The organism is Methylophilus sp. 14 (assembly GCF_015354345.1).
GTDB lineage: Bacteria > Pseudomonadota > Gammaproteobacteria > Burkholderiales > Methylophilaceae > Methylophilus.
On sequence record NZ_JADKYS010000002.1, the window covers coordinates 65,854 to 83,206 of the forward strand.

A 17,353-nucleotide genomic window follows, 5' to 3' on the forward strand; every position below is an offset into this window, starting at 1 on the left:
CAAAAAAACGTATTCTATCAGAGCGCGCGGGCTTGATCATGCTAGCGCGCCTGGCTATCTAGCTGCTGGATATGTTGCTCGGCGTTGCTGAGTAATGTGGCTTGCTGTGTCTGTTGTGCCAGGATGGCGAGGCCGCGCCAGGCGTCAATATGGTCTGGCTGCAAGCCGGCTGCGCGTTCGTAGGCTTGCTGGGCCGGAGCAGCTTGCCCTTGGCCATGTAGCGCACTGCCCAGGTAAAAATTAGCCTCCGCCGATTGTGGCTCTTGCGTAAGCCATGCGCGCGCAATGCTTTCTAGCGCCTGCCAATCTCCCGTTTGATAAGGCTGTACCACTTGCATCCAATACGGGCGCGCCTCTGCGGGCGCATCCCAAAAGGCCGTGGCATCGGGCGTGGTGGTGGTTGCGGCGCTATGTTGCATCAAGTTTCGTATCCACTCCACTGGCACGCTGTAAAAATAAGCATCTTTGCCCGGGCTTTTAAAGGTGCTTAGGGATACGAGCTCACCCGCACGGTTGAATGTCGGGCTGCCACTGGAACCCATGATAAAGGCAGCATCCGTGCGCACAATCAGGCTGCCATCGTAAGGATATAAGGCGCGGACCTTGCCTGCGATGGTCTGTGGTTTGGGCGGGCCGCCCGGAAAGCCAATCGAAAATACCTCGTCGCCATAATGCAGTGAGGCGACTGAAGCGAGTTTGACCGCTGGTAATTCAAGATATTTAAATTTCAGCAGGCAGATATCGTGTCGCCAGTCGGCAATCATCTCGACCGGGCTCATGCTATCGCCAAACTTGGAAATGCTAATGCCGTTGCTGTTTGCGACCACATGGCAATTGGTGGCGACGGTGTCTTTATCGACGACGACACCGCTGCCGACACCGTGGCCGCCGCTATTGGTCAAGGCATGCACTTTGACTACCGAGGCTTTGAGGTGGTAAACCAGGTCCAGGTCGGGCTGGGCATGTGCCGCCTGTGTCAGCAGGCCGTAAGCTATCAATGTAAAGATGTTGGGCAATAAGCGCATATAAACTCCAATGACAGGCTGCAATGGTGATTCCAATCCAATTTCGACCCGAAAATGCAAAAAAAATGCATTCCAGCCCACAAAGCCGTGAAAAGGCATGCAAACAGCGCTAGAATAGCCGATATTTTTGATTGTCTTAAGGATTTACCATGCTGATTACAAGCGAAATCGTCGATTTGAACACTCCGACCGGGGTGATGCGTACTTATGTTCATCGTCCAAAACACGATGGCAAGGTGCCAGCGGTTTTGTTTTACTCTGAAATCTTTCAGCAAACTGGCCCAATTGAGCGTGCTGCACGCTTTTTAGCCGGTCATGGCTATGCCGTGCTGGTGCCGGAAGTGTTTCATGAGTTGAATCCGATTGGCACGGTATTAGGTTATGACGACGCTGGCCGCGACAAAGGCAATGCCGACAAAATGGCCAAAGACGTGCAAGCGTATGACACCGACAACCGTGCCATGATTGATTACCTGAACGCTCAGGCCTGGTATGACGGCAACCTGGGGGCCGCAGGCTTCTGTATTGGTGGCCACCTGGCTTTCCGTGCGGCTTTACAGCCAGAAGTGAAAGCAACGGCCTGCTTCTATGCTACCGATTTGCACACCAATATTATTCCTAACAAACCAGGCCAGCACAGCATGGAGCGCGTCAACGAGATCAAAGGCGAGCTGCTCATGATCTGGGGCAAGCAAGACCCGCATATCCCGGGCGATAAGCGCGCCGAGCTTTATAACCGCTTTGCCGCCTTGCCTGGTTTGCATTACACCTGGCATGAATTTAACGGGCAACATGCCTTTATGCGCGATGAAGGTGAACGTTATGATGCGCAGTTGGTCAACCTGGGGTATCAATTGACCTTGCAAATGTTCGGAAACGTACTCAAGTAAGTGATAGCTAGCAAACTTGAGTGAAAGAAAACTACGGTGCTGAATATAGTATGCCAGTTGCGAATTTCAACACAACGAGCATGCAATATTCAATACATACCTTAGTCCAAGCACAGGCCAAAAGCCTGTGCTTTTTTTACAACTAAATTAACCATTTATTAGAGATAACTATGACTACAAAAAATGCGGATATTGGATTGGTGGGATTGGCAGTGATGGGCCAAAACCTGGCACTTAACATTGCGGATCACGGCTATACCATTGCGGTCTATAACCGTGACCCAAAAAAAATGCTGAACTTCATTGAGGAATGCAAAAAGAACGAGCCTTCGCACGAGCGCGTGGTTGGTCATGCCGATCTGGCTTCTTTTGTATTGAGCATCAAACGTCCTCGTAAAATTGTGCTGCTGGTGAAAGCCGGTAGCGCGACTGACGTGACGATTAACGCTTTGCTGCCATTTTTGGAGCAGGGCGACATTATTATTGATGGTGGCAATGCCTTGTGGACAGATACCATCCGTCGTGAAAAAGAGCTGGCTGCCAAAGGCATCGAGTTTATTGGCTCTGGCGTGTCCGGAGGTGAAACCGGTGCGCGTTTTGGCCCTTCATTGATGCCATCTGGCACCCGTAAGGCCTGGTCTAGCCTTGAGCCAATCTGGCGTGATATTGCGGCCAAAGTTGACCCAGTGACCGGCGCACCTTTAGAAGGTGGCACACCAGGCAAACCGGTGGAAGGTGGTTTCTCTTGTGCGGAATATATCGGCCCTGACGGGGCTGGCCATTATGTGAAAATGGTGCACAACGGCATTGAATACATCGATATGCAGTTGATTTGCGAAGCCTACTGGTTGATGAAAAACTTGTTGGGCATGCCAGCCGATGAAATCGGTAAAGTATTTGCCGAGTGGAACAAAGGTGAATTGTCCAGTTTCCTGATCGAAATCACTGCCGATATCCTGCAACAAAAAGACCCTGCGGGCAAAGGCTTCCTGGTTGACCAAATCCTGGATACCGCCGGTCAAAAAGGCACAGGTCAATGGACCGCTGCCAACGCGCTGGAGCTCGGTGCGCCTGCGAACGCAATTGCTGCCGCGGTGTATGCCCGTGCGTTGTCCAGCTTGAAAGAAGAGCGCGTAGAAGCGAGCAAAATCCTTAAAGGTCCGGCGATTGTGCAAGAGAAAGACAAGGCCGCCATTATTGAAGCAATCAAGAATGCCTTGTATTGCTCCAAAATCTGCGCTTACGCACAAGGCTTCCAACTCATCGACAAAGCACAAGTGGCTTATAACTGGAAACTCAACTTCGGTGAGATTGCCCAGATCTGGCGTGGTGGTTGTATCATCCGTGCGCGTTTCCTGCAAAAAATCACCGATGCTTATGCATTGAATTCACGCCTGAAAAACCTGATGCTGGATCCATACTTCACCAATGCGATGAACGATGGTCAGGCCGGCTGGCGTAAAGTGATTGCGCTGGCAGTGACCAATGGTATCCCGGCGCAAGGCTTTGCCGCGGCGTTGGCATATTATGATGGTTACAGAAGTGCAGATTTGCCTGCAAACCTGTTGCAAGGTCAGCGTGATTACTTTGGCGCGCATACTTATGAGCGTAAAGACCAACCGCGTGGTCAGTTCTTCCACCTGGATTGGCCAGAGGCGGGTCGTCCGCAATTGGCGATTGAGTAAGTGCTTTGTTGGGCACCCGCAATGGTGCCCGTCTCACGGGCAAATAAAAAAGATGGCGCTAGTCGCCATCTTTTTTTGTGGAATGATCAGAAGCCCTGTTTTAGGGGAAGCAAAGCCAGCTACAGGCTGAGTTCAGATCAGTGTATTGAGACTCAACGCATGTGTCTGCATTGAGTAAAAATCGTGACCCGAAACCGGGCCTTGCGCCAGCGAATGCTGCGTGATTAAACGCAGTCGCAGCTGGACTCTAGAAAGCGGTGTAACTCGTTAATGGCTTTCGTGTGTTGCTGTGCTTCAATGGCTGCCTTGGCATCTGCCAGGTTGGCGGCAGAAGGGTTCAGGCTTGGTGCATAAATTTCGTCCACTAAAAAAAGCTTGGACGGAGTGGCTTGGTGTGACTGAGCGGTTTGCATTTCAATATTCCTTTTGGGATTTCCAATATTCGGGGCACAAAACGACGAATTGTGTTCGTCGTGCATGTGGCGCCAAAATTAACAAAAAGTTCCTTGTACAGCAATGTGAACTCTGCCGTGATGACCAAACTTGTCAATTTCTTACGACATATTTGTATTGCTACAACATACAAGCAAACATGGTGCCATGTTTCCCCACCTTAACGCATGCCCATCCGGTTCGGATGACAGGCTTTAAGCACGCTTGTGCTTGCACCACACATGAAAAAAGACCGCGCACGAAAAACTGAAAGCCAAATGCGCTGATTTTTCGTAAAATATCGGCTTGATTAATCAAAAATGAAGAGCGGCATGCAAATTTTTGTCAACGGTAAAGCCACGGTACTGCCCGCTGAGGCCATGAGCGTGCTGGCGCTGGTGGAGCATATGCAGCTCACCGGCAAGCGCATTGCCATTGAGCGCAATGGCGATATTGTGCCGCGCAGCCAATTTGCCGACGTGCAGTTGCAGGCGGATGATAAATTGGAAATTGTAGGCGCCGTTGGTGGCGGCTAGTCATTGATTGCCTGGTATTGAAAAGAATGGAATAGAGAGTTTTGAATATGAACGACGCTTTGGTCATCGCCGGTAAGCCTTATCAGTCCCGTTTGTTGGTGGGCACCGGTAAATACGCCGATTTTACGCAGACACGCGCTGCGATTGACGCCAGTGGCGCTGAGATTGTCACTGTTGCGATTCGCCGCACCAATATTGGCCAAAACGCTAATGAGCCCTCGTTGCTGGATTATTTGCCACCTGGCGAGTTTACCTATCTGCCAAATACGGCTGGCTGTTACAGTGCGGAGGATGCGGTGCGCACCTTGCGCCTGGCGCGTGAGTTGCTGGATGACCATAAGCTGGTCAAGCTGGAGGTGCTGGGTGACCCTAACACCTTATACCCGAATGTGACTGAGACCATTGCCGCGGCCAAAACGCTGGTGAAAGAGGGATTTGAGGTCATGGTGTATACCTCGGATGACCCGATTATTGCCAAGCAACTGGAAGACATCGGCTGTGTCGCCGTGATGCCGCTGGCCTCGTTGATTGGTTCCGGCATGGGCATTTTAAACCCGTGGAACCTGCAGATTATTATTGAAAGTGCCAAGATCCCGGTGCTGGTCGATGCGGGAGTCGGCTGTGCCTCTGATGCGGCGATTGCCATGGAGTTGGGTTGTGCCGGAGTGTTGATGAACACGGCGATTGCTGCGGCGCGTGACCCGGTGCTGATGGCTAGCGCGATGAAAAAAGCGGTTGAAGCGGGTCGCGAGTCATTCCTGGCTGGGCGTATGGCGAAAAAACTGTATTCTGCCAGCCCAAGCTCCCCAACCACAGGCATGATAGGCTAATCGTGACGGATACTGGCTTATATGCATGTGAAGTGTCGGTGGTTACCGAGTATTTGGCCGCGCAATCGTCACCCGAGGCGGGGCAATATGTCTATGCCTACACCATTACCATCCGCAATACCGGTAAGACGCCGGTGCAACTCATCAGCCGTCATTGGGTCATTACTGATGCCATGCAGCAAGTGCGCGAGGTGAAAGGGCTGGGTGTGGTGGGTGAACAGCCCTTGCTGGCACCTGGTGCAGATTACAGTTACACCAGCAGCGTCATGTTCAGCACGCCCAGTGGCGAAATGTATGGCACGTATCAAATGGTGGCGGTGGATGGTCACTGGTTTGAAGTGGATATCCCGACCTTTTGGTTGCATCAGGCTGCCGGTTTGCACTAAGCGTGTTGATTCGGCTGACTTAATCCGGCGTATGCATACGCCATATATCGACATTGCAAAAAATAACACAGTGATAGCCAACCATATGCTTAAACTTTGCCAAGCGATTGTGCTGGCCTCCATGTGCTTGCTAGCGAGTTGCCAAAGTGTGCCGCCCGCGACCAACCCCCCCGTCACCAAACCAATCACACCAGCTAAGCCGCCTGAAAAACCAGCGGCGAGTAATGTGCCGACGCAGCCTTATGCTCTGTTAAAGCCTGCCAGTTGGGCAGAATTGCCCGGGCTGGCCAAAGAGGACTGGGTTACAAGCTGGCGCGCGTGGATGCAAGGCTGCCAGGGACTCAAAAACAAGCCTGACTGGCAAGCCGTCTGTGCTGTGGCTTTGCTGGTCAAGGCCGATGATGCCGTTGCTATTCAGGCTTATTGGCAGCAATATTTCAATGTATATCAGACACAGCAGCCAGAAGGTGCGTCGCAAGGTTTGATGACCGGCTATTACCAGCCGGTATTAAAAGGCGCCCGCACCGCCAGCGCCCGCTACCCGGTGCCGCTGTATAAAACGCCAGGCGACCTGATTACGGTGAATTTGTCCGGGCTGTTCCCGGAGCTCAAATACAAGCGCGTGCGTGGTCGCCTGCAAGGGCAGTCATTAATCCCTTATTACGCACGGGCCGATATTGAGCAGGCGCCATCGCCACTGGCGGGCAACGAGCTGTTATGGGTCAATGATGCTGTTGAAGCGTTTTTCCTGCAGGTGCAAGGTTCGGGTATTGTCGAGCTTGAAAACGGCGAACGATTGCCGGTGGGCTACGCGGACCAAAACGGCCATCCATACCAGTCCATCGGCAAGTTGTTGGTCGAGCGTGGCGAGATGGTAGCGAGTGAAGCCTCCATGCAAGGCATTAAAACCTGGGGCCAGCAACATCCAGATGAATTGCGCGCCTTGCTGGATGCGAATCCTAGTTACGTATTTTTTAAATTTTTACCTGCAGGGTTGTCCGGTCCGCTAGGGGCGTTGGGCGTGCCATTAACCGCAGCGCGCAGTATTGCGGTCGACCCGTTTTATATTCCATTGGGTGCGCCCGTGTACCTGGCGACCACGTACCCAAATTCAGACACACCCTTGCAGCAGCTGATGCAGGCGCAAGATACCGGCGGTGCCATTAAAGGCGGCGTGCGGGCGGATGTCTATTGGGGTGAGGGCGAGCCTGCAGGCAAGCTGGCAGGCGCAATGCGCCAGCAAGGGCAGTTGTGGGTGTGGTTGCCTAAAACATTCCCCTTGCCGCACTAGCTGCCATGCATCGTGTTCAGGACAGGCAAGACTCTGGCTGGCAAGCCCACGTTGTCGGCCACACGCCTTTGCGTCCGTGGTTGCAGGAGCGCGGGTCATTAACGGCGCGCTTAAAAAAACAATATCCCGATTTTGCTGTGCAGGTATTGTCGCAAGGCTGGCGCAAGCCGAATATCGACGAACGGGTATTATTAAGATTGCCAGCGGCTACCCATGCCTGGGTGCGCGAAGTCATGCTGATGGGCGAGGGACAGCCGCAGGTGTTTGCGCACAGCGTCATTGCCCGCAAGGATCTGCGAGGGGCATGGTGCCAGTTGCGCAAGATTGGGCGTGTGCCGTTGGGTGCGGCGCTGTTTGCCAATGCCAGTGTGCAGCGTGGCCGATTATACTACCGCAAGCTGTCACCTGCGCACCCGCTGCACCAGGCTTTTTGCCGTCATGCCTGCGTGAAAACGTCACAGCGGCTATGGGCTAGGCGCTCATTGTTTTGTCTGCGGCATTATCGCTTGCTGGTCACGGAAGTGTTTTTGCCATCCTGCGCCCGGCCATCTGTTCGTTAATCCTTATCAGGAATCCTTTTTTATGCGATCACTCGCCCAATGGCATGCTTATTACCGGCTGACGCGGCTGGACAAGCCTATCGGCATCTGGCTGCTGTTATGGCCTACCCTGTGGGGGCTGCTGATTGCCGGACAGGGGCGGCCGCAATGGTGGGTGGTGTGCGTGTTTGTGCTGGGCACGATACTGATGCGTTCAGCCGGATGTGCATTGAATGATATTGCCGACCGACATTGGGACGGCGCCGTGGCGCGCACCCATCAGCGGCCGCTGGCGACAGGGGAAATCTCTGTCAAGGAAGCCTACCTGGTCGCAGCGGGGTTATCGTTGCTGGCGTTTGTGCTGGTGTGTACGCTGGGCTGGCAGGTCGTGTTATGGTCTGTGCCTGCGCTGTTTCTCGCCGTCAGTTATCCTTACACCAAGCGCTTTTTTGCGATTCCACAAGCCTATCTAGGCATTGCCTTCGGCTTTGGCATCCCGATGACCTTTGTTGCCTTGCAGGGGCAGGTGCCTACGGTCGCCTGGTGGCTATTGCTGGCTAACGTCTGCTGGTCGGTAGCTTATGACACGGCTTATGCCATGGTCGACCGTGAAGATGACCTCAAAATAGGCATCCGCTCGTCGGCCATCACCTTCGGCCGTTTTGATGTGCTGGCGATTATGGCGTGCTTTGCCGTCATGCTGCTGATATTGGCCTATGTTGCGCATATACTTGCGCTGGGCTGGCCGTTCTGGCTGGGCTGGGGCGCGGCGGCTGTGCAGTTATGGCGGCAATATAGGCTGATTCGTCACCGGCAACCCGGCGATTGTTTCAAGGCGTTTCTGGAGAATTTCTGGATCGGTGCGGCATTAACTGCCGGGCTAGCAGTCAGTTATGGATTAGGCGGACTTGCGTAATGTTGAAGGCTCATCCAGCTCAAAGGTGAAGTCTGTCCAGTATTGGAACGGTGTGTGTTCAACTGGTGCCAGAATATAAAGATCTTCTGACAGTTGCTGCAATTCGCGCAAATTACCATTGATCGGTTCTTCATGGTCAGTCGTTTTTGGCGCTGGCGGTACTGCAGGCAGGTTTTGTGTCTGGCAGGCAATTTCCTTCAATAGCATCAGGTCTTCAAACACGCTGCGCTCAAAGCCCATGCGTGGCACCAGTCGCGTGTTGTAAACCAAGTCATCAATCAAGGCAATCACCTGCGGTGTGCCCCAAGCCTGCTGTAAAGCCTTCATCACGCGCGGGAACGATTCAATGCCTTGCTGCTTCAAGTCCGGCGCATGCTCCACGTTGAGGTTGAAATGCTTGCGACATTCACCAGCCACAATATCAAACTCTTGCTGCTTGCCTTCTTTAGATAACAAATCCAGCAAATACAGCCACATCCAGGGCGAGGATTTCGGGTGCTTGGCCAAATGCTGCTGCAAATGATCAATCGCCTGATTCACCCGGCCATGTGTAAACAGGCGTGAGGCATCTTGCATCACTGTCTGGGTGCTTTGCTGTGAGCTCACTTTCTGCGGTACGCCGTGTGGCATCACCGCATCATCGTTGGCATGCATGGGCACCGATTTTAACCGGCTGCTTGTTTTGGTCGGTGTTGGCGGTTGTGTTGGCGTATGCAGGCGGTTGGCGTCACTCGTCTGCTGCGTTGGCAATACAGTGGCGGAAAAAGATTTGCCGCTTAATGGGCGCGTTGCCGGGCCGGATGTACCCTCGGTCGGTATGGATGGCGCATCACTTTGCTTGGAGCCGCGGCGCGACTTCATCACTTTGGGTACGGCGGCGTGGCGGCGTAACCAGTCAGCAAAGAAAAAACCGCTGGCAATCAGCGCCAGCCCCAGGGCGATGACCAAGGTGCGCAATAAATGGTTTTCGTTTTGCAGGTGGATCAGCTGGGTTTTCAGCGTCGCCAGGATATCTGCTTGCGCCAGGTTGCTGGCATACAATACATCAGACTTGGTTTGTAGTTGTTTGAAGTTGTGCTGCAAATCATTGATTTGCGCTTGCAGTGCGGTATAGGCCTCCACCGGGATAGCTGGTGGCGCGGGCGGTAATGCTACGGCTTCTGGTTGAGTGGCCACCGGCTCAGGCGTTGTGTTGCTGACAGGCGGCGGCACAGCTGCCATGGCGATGGCGACGGTATTGTCGGGGTGAATAGTGACAATTTGTCGCGAGTGCTGGCAGCGATCCGTGAGTGTCAGCGTCAGGGGGCTGGCAATGGCGGCATCAGACCACAGCATTAAAACGCCCTGTTGGCTACCCAGTGTGGTGTACTCCAGGTGGACTGGGTTGGAATCTGCTGAGGCTTGTTTGGAAGATTGGCTCAGGCTGAAGCAGCTGATGTCAGTGTTGGCCTGCACCTGATTCAGCGGCAGTTGTGCCAGCAGTGGCTGGCCTGGCGCAGACTCAATGGTCAGTGCGCCGAACTCTGCAGCTTGCAGCAAGGGCGTCAACGCAAACAGCAGGGAAGCGCAAAGCCCTCGCCAGCTGGCAGCGTGAATATATGGTTTAGCTTTGTATATGCCCGAAAGTATCAAAATTATTTTTAGTGTCGGTGCTGCTGTTTAGTTAAATGGCGATGGCTTAAATCAGTTCAGTCGCAACAAGTAAACGGGTGCAGAAAGTCAAAACTTGAGCTAATATAGCACCCAGTTGCAATTATCCTTGAAAAAACAAGGCTTGTTTGTGATAAAAGCACGTTTTATGTCAGGTAATTTGCATAATTGATGGCAAAAAAGCCACAAAATTGCTTGCCTTAGTCAGCAACCTGATGCCATCAGGCGGGTTACGATTATTTTAGAATAATTCGTTGACAACCTTTCTCAAGCTGACTTATAATCCGCCCTCTTAATTTATACGCTATAACTCGGTAGTTATAAAATGAAAACTTTTTCAGCAAAATCGCATGAAGTACAACGTGACTGGTTCGTGATCGACGCCACTGACTTGGTATTGGGTCGTTTGGCCAGCGCAATCGCTCATCGCCTGCGTGGTAAGCATAAAGCTATTTACACACCACACGTGGATACTGGCGACTACATCATCGTAGTCAATGCGGACAAAATTAAAGTAACCGGTAACAAGGCTGGCGACAAGTTGTACCACCGTCACTCCGGTTACCCAGGCGGTATCACTACAACTTCATTCTCAAAAATGCAAGATCGTTTCCCAGGTCGCGCGTTGGAGAAAGCTGTGAAAGGCATGTTGCCAAAAGGTCCTTTGGGCTATGCCATGATCAAGAAAATGAAAGTGTATGCGGGCGACAAGCACGAGCACATTGCGCAACAACCGCAACCATTAACCATCTAATTTAAGACGATTAGGATAAAACATGATCGGTAAATACAACTACGGCACCGGCCGCCGCAAAAGTTCAGTGGCACGTGTGTTCCTGAAGTCCGGCAGTGGCAACATCGTGGTCAACGACAAGCCAGTTGACGTTTACTTCTCACGCGAGACTTCTCGCATGATTTTGCGTCAACCACTGGAATTGACTAACAACACAGCCAGCTTTGATATTCTGGTGAATGTGCATGGTGGTGGTGAATCCGGTCAAGCGGGTGCAGTGCGTCATGGCATTACCCGTGCGTTGATTGACTACGATGCAGCTTTGAAGAGCGCATTGTCTCACGCTGGTTTCGTGACACGTGATGCACGTGAAGTTGAACGTAAGAAAGTCGGCCTGCGTAAAGCGCGTCGTCGTAAACAGTTCTCCAAACGTTAATTTCCAACGTTTGTTACAAACCTGTTGTGCAAAAAGGTCGCATTGGCGGCCTTTTTCATTTATATTGTTTAACCTTTTATGCATGAGTCGTTGTTGAACGCGCATCTGGTTTAAAGATATGGAAAAAATCAAAGTTGGCATTGTAGGTGGAACGGGTTATACCGGTGTTGAGTTGCTGCGTTTGCTGGCAAGGCATCCTAATGTGCAATTACAAGTGATTACCTCCAGGGGTGAGGCCGGGTTGCCGGTCGCCGATATGTTTCCCAGCTTGCGTGGTGTTGTGGACTTAAAGTTCAGCGATCCGGCCACGGTCGATTTAACCCAATGCAATGTGGTCTTTTTTGCAACGCCACATGGTGTCGCGATGGCGCAAACGCCTGCGCTGGTGGCGGCAGGTGTGAAAGTGATTGATCTGGCGGCGGATTTCCGTCTGCAAGATGCCGTTGAGTTCGAAAAGTGGTACAAGTTACCGCATAGCTGTACGGACGTGCTGAAAGAGGCCGTGTATGGTTTGCCTGAGCTGTATGCCGCTGATGTGCAGCAGGCACAAGTCATTGGTAATCCTGGTTGCTATCCGACGACGGTATTGCTTGGCCTCGCACCGCTACTGGAAAACGGCTGGATTGATTTCTCTGTGCCTATTATTGCAGATGCCAAATCCGGCGTCTCCGGTGCTGGTAGAAAAGCCGAAGTGGGCACCTTGTTCTCAGAGTCCAGTGATAACCTGAAAGCCTACGGTGTGGCTGGCCACAGGCACCATCCCGAAATTCTGGCCCAGTTAAAGAAACTGTCCGGTAGCGAAGTGGTCAACCTCATATTCGTCCCGCATTTGATTCCGATGATTCGTGGCATGCTGACCACTTTACATGTCAAACTTAACGCACAAGGCAAGCAACAGGCGTTGCAACAAGTCTATGAGCAACGTTATCAGGGCGCTACGTTTGTCGATGTGATGCCTGCAGGCTCACTGCCTGAAACACGCTCAGTCCGCGGTGCTAACGTTTTGCGGATGGCACTATACCCACAAGCGGGCGATTATGTCACAATCGTTGTCGTGCAGGACAACCTGGTTAAAGGTGCTTCTGGCCAAGCCGTGCAGAATATGAATTTGATGTTTAACCTGGCGCCGGATGCCGGTTTGCAAGTGCTGCCGTTGTTGCCATAATGATCCGGCCGATACGCAGAAGACTGAGAAACCATTTTGGCCTGACCGCCAAGCAGGTGGCAGTACGCTCGCACAGGCCCTGGTATTTTCAAAGCATGCTGGCGGTTTCTTATGTCCTGATTGGTTTTGCATTGGCCTACTGGGTGGTGCATGATGATGATGGTGAGCATATACGCCAGCGTTTGCGTCAAGTGACCACCGAAAATATTGAATTACAGAAAAAACTGATTGCCTCGCAGCGTGAGTTGCAAGTAGAGCTGGCCACCAGTAATAACCTGGCCAAGACGCTCACAGCGCAGCAGGATGAAAGCATCAAACTGAAAGAAGAATTGGTGTTTTACAAGAATATGACCAAGCGTTAGCAGGCTGCATGATATGGCTGATGCTTAATGGACATCGCCATTTAAGATAATTCGGAACAGGAAGTAGCATGTTTTTCAAAAAAAGCGTTCAAATCGATAGCCACATTGATACCCTGATTGGCCATGAGACACAAATCAATGGCAATATGCAGTTTGCCGGAGGCTTGAGAGTCGATGGTTTGATTGCCGGCAATGTGATTGAAAAACGTGAACACCCCAGCACTTTGATCATTAGTGAAAACGGGGCGGTGACAGGCGCGGTAGAAGCTTCTAAAATAGTTTTGAATGGCATGATACGCGGCCCGGTCAGATCCTCTGTGTTTATCGAATTGCAAAGCAAGGCACGGATTGTGGGTGACTTGTATTACAAGTCACTGGAAATGCACACCGGTGCAGTGATTGAAGGAAAACTGATTTACCTGGGCGAGCAGGCAGAAACTGCCGAACCAGAGGCGACTTGAAATTAAATTTTTCGTCGCCATATTGTTATTGAGAATTTGACAGGAGTCTATGATGACCGCAGAAGCTACCCTAGAAATGCCAGTACCGCTGGTATTCACCGATAACGCCGCCAAAAAAGTCAAAGAGCTGATTGACGAAGAAGGCACCCCTGACCTGAAACTGCGCGTGTTTGTGAGTGGCGGTGGCTGCTCAGGTTTCCAGTACGGTTTTACTTTTGAAGAAGAAGTGAACGACGATGATACGCAAGTGGATAAAGACGGCGTGACGTTGCTGATCGACCCGATGAGCTTGCAATACCTGGCCGGTGCCGAAATTGATTACACCGACAGCCTGCAAGGTTCACAGTTCGTAATTCGTAACCCGAATGCCACCACGACTTGCGGTTGCGGTAGTTCGTTCTCGGTATAAGTCGTATATGAACAAAACAAAAGCCGGGTGAATCCCGGCTTTTTGTTTATGTGGTCGAGTGATTGTTCTTGCCCAAGATGTTTTTAGCGGCCCTCACGCCTTGGGCAAAGGCCTCTTCAAAAATAGATATCCCGGCAGCATCTGTATGCGCAATGTGTAATTGCGGGTGCGTGTGATTCAGTAACTGGCGCGCTTGATTGGTCAGAAAGCCGGGTTGAGGGTAAGTCATGGCGTGTCCCCAGCGCCAGATGTCCATATTCAGGATGTGTTGCGATAGCTCAGGGTGTGCTTTTTGCAAGTCTTGCACAATACTGGTTTGCAAAGACGTCCATGTCCCTGCATATAACTGTTGGCGGGCCTGGTGTTCATCACTATGTGCCAATGCCCGGTAGTAAGTGAGCACTAACTGGTCATGATAGCGTTGTGTGTCTTGATGATTGGCGACAACATAGCCCAGTCCAGCGCTGTCATATAACACATTGTCCCAGGCCAACGGCAAGTTGCCGTTCAGTTGATCCGGCTGGTTGATACTGAGATTAGCGACTAGCCATGGCGCATGTCTGATTGTCTGTGCTGCTTGTGTGAGGCTGGGGTCATTACGCAATACATAAGGCAGGGTATGTAGCGGAGACGCATAGATAACATGGTCCGCAATCCAGCGCGTGGTTTGTTGTGTGGTCAGGTCATAGACGTCTACTGTCACGTGATGGGCTTCGAGTTGAATAGCATGGACCAGTTGACGGGTATGTATGGCGTCCTGTTGCGGGTTGGCCAGTTGCTGCGTTAGCCATGCATTGCCTTGTGGCCAGGTGAGCACCTGGTCTGTGTCGGCATTGGCCGCTTGTCCGCGCCTTGAGGCAAAGTAATGTATGCCTGCCCAGGCAGAAATGCTGGTATGAGGCATGCCGTAATCATCACGGCAGGCGTAATTCACGTACCAGTGCAAGGGTGCGCTGTGCCATCCCTGGCCATGCAGATATTCTGCCATTGTGATGCTATCCAGCATGGTGAACTGAGGGTCATGCGAGGAGGCTGCCAGTGGGATAGTAAACGCCGGTTTGTTATCGCGACCAGTGGCCTCCCTGAACACCTGCATTTGTTTTTCAAACGCTTGTATTTCTGCACGCTCGCGGTGGCCGAGTCCGTGATCCGGGCGTAAGCCTTCTTGCCATTGACCATGAATAAACAAGCGTTCTTGTGGTGCAAAGCATAAGTAGCGTTCTTGGTATAGCGGGCGGTGGCTGTCTACATTGGCGGTGATCGCCCCCGTTTCGGCAAGAAACTGCTTGAGTAGCACGTTGTCATGGTTGGGCAACGGCAGGTAATGTGCCCCCCAGGGGTAGGCGCTTATTGTATTTTTACCACTGCGCGCGTTACCGCCTACCTCAGCCTCGAGCTCTAGTAGCGCAACATCATCCATCTGGTGTTTTTGCAAATACCACCCGGCAGCCATGCCGCTGACGCCGGCACCGACAATCGCTACCTTGGTCCGCTGTGTGCTCGAGAAGGCCGGGAAGTCTGCCTGTCTGAGTTGATGTCCGGCCATATGATTGGGGCCCAGCAATGTTCCGCCAAACTGTGTTGGTGTGCTGCGTTGGCAATGCATCAGGGCCGGGCTGAGAGCCAGACCCAGCAGAAATGTACGTCTATCCATTCGTCAGTCACGGCCCTTGGTGATGCCACTCCTGCTCGTAGTAATGCACCAGTTTCTGGTTGTTCAGGCGGTTCACCTCGGCTGGCACTGCCTGCATATCCAGCGGAAATTGGAACAGTGTGGTTAATGTTTCGGGCGTCATAAAACGCAACCCGCTCACCGCTATTTGCTGCGGGGGATGATAAGGTTGATGACTGGCAATCACATATCCCCACTCACCAAAGGAAGGAACCAGCGTATGGTAGGGGCTGGTGAGCAAGCCCACGCTCTGGATGGTATTAACGATGCACCAGTAGGACTGGCGTGCATACAGCGGTGAAGTTGATTGGATCACTGCCAGCCCGTGCTGGGATAAATGCGCTGCAACCAGTTGATAGAAACTGCTGCTATAGAGTTTGCCTAAGGCAAAGTTGGTCGGGTCAGGAAAGTCCACGACAATAAAATCAAAGAAATCTTTTTGTTGATCCAGCCAGACGAACGCATCCGCCGTCACAACACTGACTTTTGGCGAAGAAAATGCGTGTGCATTGAGCTGGCTGAGGCGGATATTATGTTTGAATATATCCGTCATTTCACGGTCCAGATCCACCAGTGTCACGTGCTCTATCGTGGGATACTTTAATATTTCGCGCAATGCCAGCCCATCGCCGCCACCCAGGACAAGTACGTTGCGTGGCTGCTTGATTGCGCTGAGTGCAGGATGCACCAGCGCTTCGTGATAGCGATATTCATCGCGTGAAGAGAATTGCAAGTTGCCATTGAGAAACAGCCGGGTGTCATCGTGCCATTGTGTGAGCACAATGCGCTGATAGCGTGTAGTTTTTGAAAAAATGACCCGGTCTTCAAACAGCATTTCCTCGCTGTAACGGGTGAGGTGTTCTGCAAATAACAGTCCGGCAATTAAGCTCAAGCCAACGAGCAGGCATTGCCATAGCAGCAGCCGTGGCCGTTGCAATTGTTCGCGGAACAAGTGAATGGCCCACAGGGCGACTAATACATTCAAGAGTCCAAAGACCAGGCTGGTGCGCATCAGGCCCAGGTGTGGGACCAGTAACAGTGGAAACGCCAGTGAGACGGCGAGTGCGCCAAGATAGTCAAAGGTCAGGACACGGGAGACCAGCTCCTTTAATGACAGCGATTGCTCCAATATGCGCATTACTAAGGGGATTTCCAGGCCGACCAGCATGCCAATAATAAATACCAGCAGGTATAGCACGGCCTGAAAAGCGACATTGCCGTTATAGCCTATTTGTGCAAATGCCAGAAACAACAGGGCGGCCGAAAAGCCGCCGCTAATCGCGACCAGTAGCTCCAGCTCAATAAACCGCCTCACCAGTGCGCTGGTGATGTATTTGGAAGCCCAGGAACCTGCGCCCATGGCAAACAGGTAAACGCCGATTACGGTCGAAAACTGGGTGACGGAGTCGCCGAGTAAATAACTGGATAATGTGCCTGCAACCAGTTCATATACCAAGCCACAACTGGCAATAATAAACACAGACGCAAAGAGCGCCTGCCGCATCGCCCGGTCGGGATTGCCGGGCCGGTGCGATGGACCTGCAGGATTAACCATGGATAGCTGCTGCAATAATCAGGGCAATTCCCAGGCACATGGCGGCGACAATAATCGCCAGGGATAAGTTGTTTTTTTCAACCACCTCTCGCCACAAATCATAAGGGGTGATTTTGTCCAGCACAACAAAGCATAGCCAGAAAATAATGACCCCCAGCAGTGAAAAAATGATGGAGTTCTGCAAGTTGGTGAAGAGTAGAGTGTTCAACGCAATTCCTTTCAGCTTATTTGTGTTGCGATTCGTGGGAGCTGCCTTTGTTGACGCGCACAGAGTCGCTGCTTGTCCATAAAGGTTCGCCGTAGTACTGTAGTTTGCAAAAATAGGCGATTGCCAATACAGCACTGAGTTTATATATTTTTAGCCACATAAGGGTGTCCGG

The 17,353-nt window shown here is 52.0% G+C and carries 20 protein-coding genes; 14 read left to right on the forward strand and 6 right to left on the reverse strand.

The features are described 5' to 3' along the window. Positions 1 to 41: 41 nt before the first annotated feature. Positions 42 to 1,025 (reverse strand): serine protease, encoded by a 984-nt coding sequence (locus tag INP78_RS05415; protein ID WP_194741199.1) that lies wholly within the window; start codon positions 1,023 to 1,025, stop codon positions 42 to 44. 149 nt (positions 1,026 to 1,174) lie between these two features. Between INP78_RS05415 and INP78_RS05420 the strand changes: the two genes are divergently transcribed. Further along, entirely contained in the window at positions 1,175 to 1,915 is a 741-nt protein-coding gene (locus INP78_RS05420) for a dienelactone hydrolase family protein (RefSeq protein ID WP_019883731.1), read from the forward strand. A gap of 170 nt (positions 1,916 to 2,085) precedes the next feature. Next, a complete protein-coding gene (gene gndA, locus INP78_RS05425; protein WP_194741200.1) occupies positions 2,086 to 3,600 on the forward strand; it encodes an NADP-dependent phosphogluconate dehydrogenase in 1,515 nt (504 codons plus the stop codon). Between the two features lie 224 nt (positions 3,601 to 3,824). On the opposite strand, the gene INP78_RS05430 is transcribed toward gndA, so the two are convergent. Next, complete coding sequence (locus INP78_RS05430; protein ID WP_194741201.1) at positions 3,825 to 4,013, reverse strand: hypothetical protein; 189 nt, start codon at positions 4,011 to 4,013, stop codon at positions 3,825 to 3,827. A 351-nt stretch (positions 4,014 to 4,364) separates the two neighbouring features. On the opposite strand from INP78_RS05430, the gene thiS reads away from it, so the two are divergent. From thiS to ubiA, 6 genes are all read left to right on the forward strand, one after another. Further along, entirely contained in the window at positions 4,365 to 4,568 is a 204-nt protein-coding gene (thiS, locus tag INP78_RS05435) for a sulfur carrier protein ThiS (protein ID WP_194741202.1), read from the forward strand. Positions 4,569 to 4,615: 47 nt separating this feature from the next. Further along, positions 4,616 to 5,398: a thiazole synthase gene (locus INP78_RS05440; RefSeq protein WP_194741203.1), complete on the forward strand. Its 783-nt coding sequence runs from the start codon at positions 4,616 to 4,618 to the stop codon at positions 5,396 to 5,398. Positions 5,399 to 5,400: 2 nt separating this feature from the next. Next, on the forward strand, positions 5,401 to 5,784 hold the full coding sequence (gene apaG / locus INP78_RS05445; protein WP_194741204.1) for a Co2+/Mg2+ efflux protein ApaG: 384 nt from the start codon (positions 5,401 to 5,403) through the stop codon (positions 5,782 to 5,784). Positions 5,785 to 5,869: 85 nt separating this feature from the next. Further along, the gene (locus INP78_RS05450) at positions 5,870 to 7,075 is read left to right on the forward strand and encodes a murein transglycosylase A (protein ID WP_228522690.1); all 1,206 of its coding nucleotides are present in this window, start codon (positions 5,870 to 5,872) and stop codon (positions 7,073 to 7,075) included. Between the two features lie 5 nt (positions 7,076 to 7,080). Beyond that, positions 7,081 to 7,635: a chorismate lyase gene (locus INP78_RS05455; protein ID WP_194741205.1), complete on the forward strand. Its 555-nt coding sequence runs from the start codon at positions 7,081 to 7,083 to the stop codon at positions 7,633 to 7,635. Positions 7,636 to 7,657: 22 nt separating this feature from the next. Then, positions 7,658 to 8,530, forward strand: a complete 873-nt coding sequence (gene ubiA / locus INP78_RS05460) for a 4-hydroxybenzoate octaprenyltransferase (protein ID WP_194741206.1) — start codon at positions 7,658 to 7,660, stop codon at positions 8,528 to 8,530. On the opposite strand, the gene INP78_RS05465 is transcribed toward ubiA, so the two are convergent. Beyond that, positions 8,513 to 10,078 (reverse strand): FimV family protein, encoded by a 1,566-nt coding sequence (locus INP78_RS05465; protein ID WP_228522691.1) that lies wholly within the window; start codon positions 10,076 to 10,078, stop codon positions 8,513 to 8,515. The genes ubiA and INP78_RS05465 overlap by 18 nt on opposite strands. 427 nt (positions 10,079 to 10,505) lie before the next feature. On the opposite strand from INP78_RS05465, the gene rplM reads away from it, so the two are divergent. From rplM to erpA, 6 genes are all read left to right on the forward strand, one after another. Then, positions 10,506 to 10,934 carry a 50S ribosomal protein L13 gene (gene rplM / locus INP78_RS05470; protein ID WP_019883720.1) on the forward strand — a complete coding sequence of 143 codons (429 nt, stop codon included), beginning with the start codon at positions 10,506 to 10,508 and terminating at the stop codon, positions 10,932 to 10,934. A 22-nt stretch (positions 10,935 to 10,956) separates the two neighbouring features. Further along, a complete protein-coding gene (rpsI, locus tag INP78_RS05475; RefSeq protein ID WP_194741207.1) occupies positions 10,957 to 11,349 on the forward strand; it encodes a 30S ribosomal protein S9 in 393 nt (130 codons plus the stop codon). Positions 11,350 to 11,467: 118 nt separating this feature from the next. Then, the gene (gene argC / locus INP78_RS05480; protein ID WP_194741208.1) at positions 11,468 to 12,514 is read left to right on the forward strand and encodes an N-acetyl-gamma-glutamyl-phosphate reductase; all 1,047 of its coding nucleotides are present in this window, start codon (positions 11,468 to 11,470) and stop codon (positions 12,512 to 12,514) included. Then, positions 12,514 to 12,876 (forward strand): hypothetical protein, encoded by a 363-nt coding sequence (locus INP78_RS05485; protein WP_194741209.1) that lies wholly within the window; start codon positions 12,514 to 12,516, stop codon positions 12,874 to 12,876. The genes argC and INP78_RS05485 overlap by 1 nt, the downstream gene beginning before the upstream one ends. A 68-nt stretch (positions 12,877 to 12,944) precedes the next feature. Then, positions 12,945 to 13,337: a polymer-forming cytoskeletal protein gene (locus INP78_RS05490; RefSeq protein WP_194741210.1), complete on the forward strand. Its 393-nt coding sequence runs from the start codon at positions 12,945 to 12,947 to the stop codon at positions 13,335 to 13,337. A gap of 52 nt (positions 13,338 to 13,389) precedes the next feature. Next, on the forward strand, positions 13,390 to 13,746 hold the full coding sequence (gene erpA, locus INP78_RS05495) for an iron-sulfur cluster insertion protein ErpA (RefSeq protein WP_019883715.1): 357 nt from the start codon (positions 13,390 to 13,392) through the stop codon (positions 13,744 to 13,746). 46 nt (positions 13,747 to 13,792) lie between these two features. Here erpA and INP78_RS05500 read toward each other — a convergent pair whose 3' ends face one another. The 3 genes from INP78_RS05500 to INP78_RS05510 are packed head-to-tail and all read right to left on the reverse strand — an operon-like array spanning position 13,793 to position 17,181. Continuing rightward, positions 13,793 to 15,400 carry an FAD-dependent oxidoreductase gene (locus INP78_RS05500; protein WP_194741211.1) on the reverse strand — a complete coding sequence of 536 codons (1,608 nt, stop codon included), beginning with the start codon at positions 15,398 to 15,400 and terminating at the stop codon, positions 13,793 to 13,795. A 7-nt stretch (positions 15,401 to 15,407) separates the two neighbouring features. After that, on the reverse strand, positions 15,408 to 16,973 hold the full coding sequence (locus INP78_RS05505; RefSeq protein WP_228522692.1) for a polyamine aminopropyltransferase: 1,566 nt from the start codon (positions 16,971 to 16,973) through the stop codon (positions 15,408 to 15,410). Next, positions 16,966 to 17,181, reverse strand: a complete 216-nt coding sequence (locus tag INP78_RS05510) for a DUF350 domain-containing protein (RefSeq protein WP_194741212.1) — start codon at positions 17,179 to 17,181, stop codon at positions 16,966 to 16,968. Before INP78_RS05510 ends, INP78_RS05505 begins: the two co-directional genes overlap by 8 nt. Between the last annotated feature and the right edge of the window lie 172 nt (positions 17,182 to 17,353).

Excerpts from the sequence above, each read along its gene's own strand:
- ubiA (WP_194741206.1), top strand. The coding sequence starts at position 7,658 with ATGCGATCACTCGCCCAATGGCATGCTTATTACCGGCTGACGCGGCTG.
- INP78_RS05505 (WP_228522692.1), bottom strand. The coding sequence starts at position 16,973 with ATGGTTAATCCTGCAGGTCCATCGCACCGGCCCGGCAATCCCGACCGG.
- INP78_RS05455 (WP_194741205.1), top strand. The coding sequence starts at position 7,081 with ATGCATCGTGTTCAGGACAGGCAAGACTCTGGCTGGCAAGCCCACGTT.
- INP78_RS05485 (WP_194741209.1), top strand. The coding sequence starts at position 12,514 with ATGATCCGGCCGATACGCAGAAGACTGAGAAACCATTTTGGCCTGACC.
- argC (WP_194741208.1), top strand. The coding sequence starts at position 11,468 with ATGGAAAAAATCAAAGTTGGCATTGTAGGTGGAACGGGTTATACCGGT.
- INP78_RS05420 (WP_019883731.1), top strand. The coding sequence starts at position 1,175 with ATGCTGATTACAAGCGAAATCGTCGATTTGAACACTCCGACCGGGGTG.
- INP78_RS05430 (WP_194741201.1), bottom strand. The coding sequence starts at position 4,013 with ATGCAAACCGCTCAGTCACACCAAGCCACTCCGTCCAAGCTTTTTTTA.
- INP78_RS05490 (WP_194741210.1), top strand. The coding sequence starts at position 12,945 with ATGTTTTTCAAAAAAAGCGTTCAAATCGATAGCCACATTGATACCCTG.
- rpsI (WP_194741207.1), top strand. The coding sequence starts at position 10,957 with ATGATCGGTAAATACAACTACGGCACCGGCCGCCGCAAAAGTTCAGTG.
- INP78_RS05500 (WP_194741211.1), bottom strand. The coding sequence starts at position 15,400 with ATGGATAGACGTACATTTCTGCTGGGTCTGGCTCTCAGCCCGGCCCTG.
- INP78_RS05450 (WP_228522690.1), top strand. The coding sequence starts at position 5,870 with ATGCTTAAACTTTGCCAAGCGATTGTGCTGGCCTCCATGTGCTTGCTA.
- INP78_RS05440 (WP_194741203.1), top strand. The coding sequence starts at position 4,616 with ATGAACGACGCTTTGGTCATCGCCGGTAAGCCTTATCAGTCCCGTTTG.
- erpA (WP_019883715.1), top strand. The coding sequence starts at position 13,390 with ATGACCGCAGAAGCTACCCTAGAAATGCCAGTACCGCTGGTATTCACC.
- rplM (WP_019883720.1), top strand. The coding sequence starts at position 10,506 with ATGAAAACTTTTTCAGCAAAATCGCATGAAGTACAACGTGACTGGTTC.
- gndA (WP_194741200.1), top strand. The coding sequence starts at position 2,086 with ATGACTACAAAAAATGCGGATATTGGATTGGTGGGATTGGCAGTGATG.
- INP78_RS05415 (WP_194741199.1), bottom strand. The coding sequence starts at position 1,025 with ATGCGCTTATTGCCCAACATCTTTACATTGATAGCTTACGGCCTGCTG.
- thiS (WP_194741202.1), top strand. The coding sequence starts at position 4,365 with ATGCAAATTTTTGTCAACGGTAAAGCCACGGTACTGCCCGCTGAGGCC.